The 4,321-nt window shown below is 69.8% G+C and carries 3 protein-coding genes; 1 reads left to right on the top strand and 2 read right to left on the bottom strand.

What is annotated here, in order from left to right:
* Together uvrA and FV223_RS21170 are read right to left on the bottom strand one after the other, a co-directional pair.
* Nucleotides 1–3,085 (bottom strand): excinuclease ABC subunit UvrA (gene uvrA / locus FV223_RS21175; RefSeq protein ID WP_147728851.1); only part of this gene is annotated, 3,085 nt, incomplete at its 3' end.
* A gap of 300 nt (nucleotides 3,086–3,385) precedes the next feature.
* Nucleotides 3,386–3,637: a hypothetical protein gene (locus FV223_RS21170; protein WP_147728850.1), complete on the bottom strand. Its 252-nt coding sequence runs from the start codon at nucleotides 3,635–3,637 to the stop codon at nucleotides 3,386–3,388.
* Nucleotides 3,638–4,024: 387 nt separating this feature from the next.
* Between FV223_RS21170 and FV223_RS21165 the strand changes: the two genes are divergently transcribed.
* On the top strand, nucleotides 4,025–4,321 hold a 297-nt coding region (locus FV223_RS21165), incomplete at its 3' end, for a nitrate- and nitrite sensing domain-containing protein (protein ID WP_187276198.1).

The raw sequence follows: 4,321 nt of genomic DNA, 5'->3' as shown, positions 1-4,321 counted from the left end.
CCACCGCCGCCCGCGAAGCGGCCGGCTTCGCCGCGGGGCGGCGGGCGAGCACGTCGCGCAAGAAGCGCCCGGTATGGCTCGCCGTCGACGCGGCGATCTGCTCGGGCGTCCCCTGGGCGACGACCACGCCGCCGCCGTCGCCGCCCTCCGGGCCCATGTCGATCACCCAGTCGGCGGTCTTGATGACCTCGAGGTTGTGCTCGATCACCACCACCGTGTTGCCCTGGTCGACGAGCTCGTGCAGCACCTCCATCAGCTTGGCGACGTCGTGGAAGTGCAGGCCGGTGGTCGGCTCGTCGAGGATGTAGAGGGTGCGGCCGGTCGAACGCTTCGACAGCTCCTTCGAGAGCTTGACCCGCTGCGCCTCGCCGCCCGACAGCGTCGTCGCCTGCTGCCCGACGCTGACGTAGTCGAGCCCGACGCGCTTGAGCGTCTCCATCTTCTCGCGGATCGTCGGCACCGCCTTGAACAGGTCGGCGGCCTCCTCGACGGTCATGTCGAGCACGTCGGCGATGGACTTGGCGCGGTACTTCACCTCCAGCGTCTCGCGGTCGTAGCGCTTGCCCTTGCACACGTCGCAGGTGACGTAGACGTCGGGCAGGAAGTGCATCTCGATCTTGATGACGCCGTCGCCCGAGCACGCCTCGCAGCGGCCGCCCCGGACGTTGAACGAGAACCGTCCCGGCTGGTAGCCGCGGGCCTTGGCCTCGGGCAGGCCGGCGAACCAGTCGCGGATCGGGGTGAAGGCGCCGGTATAGGTCGCCGGGTTCGAGCGCGGGGTCCGCCCTATCGGCGACTGGTCGATGTCGATGACCTTGTCGAGGTGCTCCAGCCCTTCGAGCCGGTCGAAGGGCGCCGGATGCTCCAGCGCGCCGTTCAGGCGCTTGGCCACCGCCTTGTAGAGCGTGTCGATGATCAGCGTGGACTTGCCGCCGCCCGAGACGCCGGTGACGCAGGTGAAGGTGCCGAGCGGGATCTCGATGTCGACGTTCTTGAGGTTATTGCCGCGGGCGCCGAACACCCCGAGCTTGCCCTTGCGCCCCTTCCGCCGCGCGGTCGGGGTCCGCACCGACTTCTCACCGGTCAGGTACTTGGCGGTCAGCGAGTCGGGATGGGCCAGCACCTCCTCGGGCGTGCCCTGCGCGATGATCCGGCCGCCGTGGATGCCGGCGCCCGGCCCGACGTCGACCACGTAGTCGGCCTGGAGGATCGCGTCCTCGTCGTGCTCGACCACGATCACCGAGTTTCCGAGGTCGCGCAGGCGCTTCAGCGTGCCGAGCAGGCGCTCGTTGTCGCGCTGGTGCAGGCCGATCGACGGCTCGTCGAGGACGTAGAGCACGCCGGTGAGCCCCGAGCCGATCTGCGAGGCGAGGCGGATGCGCTGGCTCTCGCCGCCGGACAAGGTCCCCGAGCCGCGGGCCAGCGTTAGGTATTCGAGGCCGACGTCGACCAGGAACGACAGCCGGTCGCGGATCTCCTTCAGGATCCGCACCGCGATCTCGTTCTGCTTCTGCGTCAGCTTCTTCGGCAGCGCCGAGAACCAGCGGTGCGCCTCGCTGACCGAGAGCGCGGTGACCGCGCCGATATCCTCCATCGCGACCTTGACGGCGAGCGCCTCGATCTTCAGCCGCTTGCCGCCGCAGGCGGCGCACGGGGTCTCGCTCATGAAGCGCGAGATCTCGTCGCGCGCGGCGTCGCTCTCGGTCTCCTTGTAGCGGCGCTCGAGGTTGGGGATCACGCCCTCGAACGGCTTGTTGACGGCGTACTTGCGCATGCCGTCGTCGTAGTCGAAGCGGATCGACTGCTTGCCGGAGCCGTAGAGGATGATCGCGCGCGCCGCCTCGGGAAGCCGCGACCAGGCCAGGTCGGTCTTGAAGCCGTAATGCCGGGCGAGCGCGTCGAGCGTCTGCCCGTAATAGGGCGAGGTCGACTTCGCCCACGGGCCGATGGCGCCGCGCTTGAGGCTCAGGGCCTCGTCGGAGATCACCAGCTCGGCGTCGATCCGCATCTCGTGGCCGATGCCGCCGCAGGTCGGGCAGGCGCCGAACGGGTTGTTGAACGAGAACAGCCTGGGCTCGATCTCCGCGATGGTGAACCCCGAGACCGGGCAGGCGAAGCGCGACGAGAGGGTGATCTTCTCCCGGGTCTCGCCCTCCGGCACGTCGGCGAACTCGATGTCGGCGATGCCGTCGGCGAGCTCGAGCGCCATCTCGAAGGAATCGGCGAGCCGGCTCGCGATGTCGGCCCGCACCACGATCCGGTCCACCACCACGTCGATGTCGTGCTTGAGCTTCTTGTCGAGCTTCGGCACGTCGTCGATCGGGTAGTACTCGCCGTCGATCCGCAGGCGCTGGAAGCCCTTCTTCTGGAACTCGGCGATCTCCTTGCGGTACTCGCCCTTGCGGCCGCGAACCACGGGCGCGAGCAGGTAGAGCCGGCTCTTCTCGGGCAGCGCCAGGACGCGGTCGACCATCTGCTGCACGGTCTGGCTCTCGATGGGCAGGCCGGTGGCCGGCGAGTACGGGATGCCGACGCGGGCCCAGAGCAGGCGCATGTAGTCGTAGATCTCGGTGACGGTCCCCACCGTGGAGCGCGGGTTCTTCGAGGTGGTCTTCTGCTCGATCGAGATCGCCGGCGAGAGCCCGTCGATCTGGTCGACGTCGGGCTTGGACATCATCTCCAGGAACTGGCGCGCATAGGCTGAGAGCGACTCGACGTAGCGGCGCTGGCCCTCGGCGTAGATCGTGTCGAAGGCGAGCGACGACTTGCCGGAGCCCGAGAGCCCGGTGAACACCACGAGCTTGTCGCGCGGGATCGTCAGGTCGACGTTCTTCAGGTTGTGCTCGCGGGCGCCGCGCACCGAGATCACCCGCCGGTCGCGCTCCGCCGGCGTCTCGCGGTCGAACAGGCGCTCGAGCTTCGCGTCGACACCGGCCTCGGCCTCGACCGCCCGCGCGGCCGGGCTCGCCTTCGCCGGCTTCCTGGCGTGCGGCGTTTTCGCGGCGGGCGTCTTGGCAGCAGGCGTCTTATCGGCAGCAGGCGTCTTGTTGCCAGCAGGCGTCTTGGCGGCGACGGCTTTGGCCATGGCGGGGGCGGTCTTTCGAGGCGTCGACACGGGCGGGATCCGGCGATCGCGAAAGCGACCGCCGCGCCGGGTCATGTCGTCCGTCCGAAGCCTTCGGCAAGGTGCGGCGGGCGGGACGCAGGCCCGGCATGCTCGCGTGTCTGCTAGAACGAAACGCGTACGTGGGCAACTCGGCCCTTGTTCCGCGACGCGTCCGGCCCTGCGGCCGCCCGCATCTTTTCGCTGCGCCGGCCCCGTTCGGGGGGCGGCCGACGACCAGGATCACCGCGCGCCCGTGCCGGGCGCGCGGCTCCGGCGGAATTACTGCATCGCCTTCATCGCCGCCTCGGACGAGGAGGCCTTCGGGTTGGCCTTGCAGTAGGCGCGCATCTTCGCGTCCATCGCGGCCGCCTGCGGGTCGGCGGCGATCATCGCCTTGTCGGCGGCGCTCATCGAGGCCTGCGCCTGCGCGTCGGCCTTGAGATAGTCGGCGCAGGACATGTCGCCGGTCTGGGCCCGGGCGGCGGCGAGGCCGGCGATCAGCAGGCTCGCGGCGAGGATGGTACGGATCATGATGGCCTCCCAAGGGTACGCCCGGCGTCGTCGCGGCCGACCCGCCGCGCGCGCTCTCGGCGCCTCGTGATAGGGCGGCGCCGGGCGCGGCGTCTTGATCGGGCGTCCGGAATGCATGCCGCCGCGTCCCGATCCGTCGGCGGGATCGCGGATTTTCGCGCAGGTTCGGAAGTCGTGCCCGGGGCTCGCCCCGACGACGCGTCCGCATCGCCCGCCGATGTCCTGGTGTCCGGGTCTGCGAATACGCTGCCGACGGGCTCCCGCCGTTGAAGATCGCGCCAGCGACGATCGAACAGCGCATCGACCTGTGATGGCAACGGCGTCTTTACCGGTTGTAGCGCAGTCGTCCGTATCGACGCGGTACGAAGACTTGGGATGCGTGGGCGAATGAAGACCGGTGTTCCGATGTCCTTGCGGGGACGCATCGTGGCGGTGGCGCTGGCGCCCTGCCTCGCCTTCGCTGCGGTGGCCGGTGTCGCGATCTCCGACCGGATGGCGCAGCGCGCCGAGATGATCCAGGTCGAGGACCTTGTCGGCCTCGCCTCGCGGATCAGCGCCTTCGCGCACGAGGGCCAGCGCGAGCGCGGCGCCTCCAGCCTGTTCCTCGCCTCGAAGGGGTCGCAGTTCAAGGCGGAGCTGGTCGCGCAGCGCGCCCGCACCGACGCCGTGCGCCAGGGCCTCGCC

This window comes from Methylobacterium sp. WL116 (assembly GCF_008039455.1).
Classification (GTDB): domain Bacteria; phylum Pseudomonadota; class Alphaproteobacteria; order Rhizobiales; family Beijerinckiaceae; genus Methylobacterium.
Note: the sequence above shows the minus strand (reverse complement) of the source record. Positions and strands in the feature narration are given on the sequence as shown.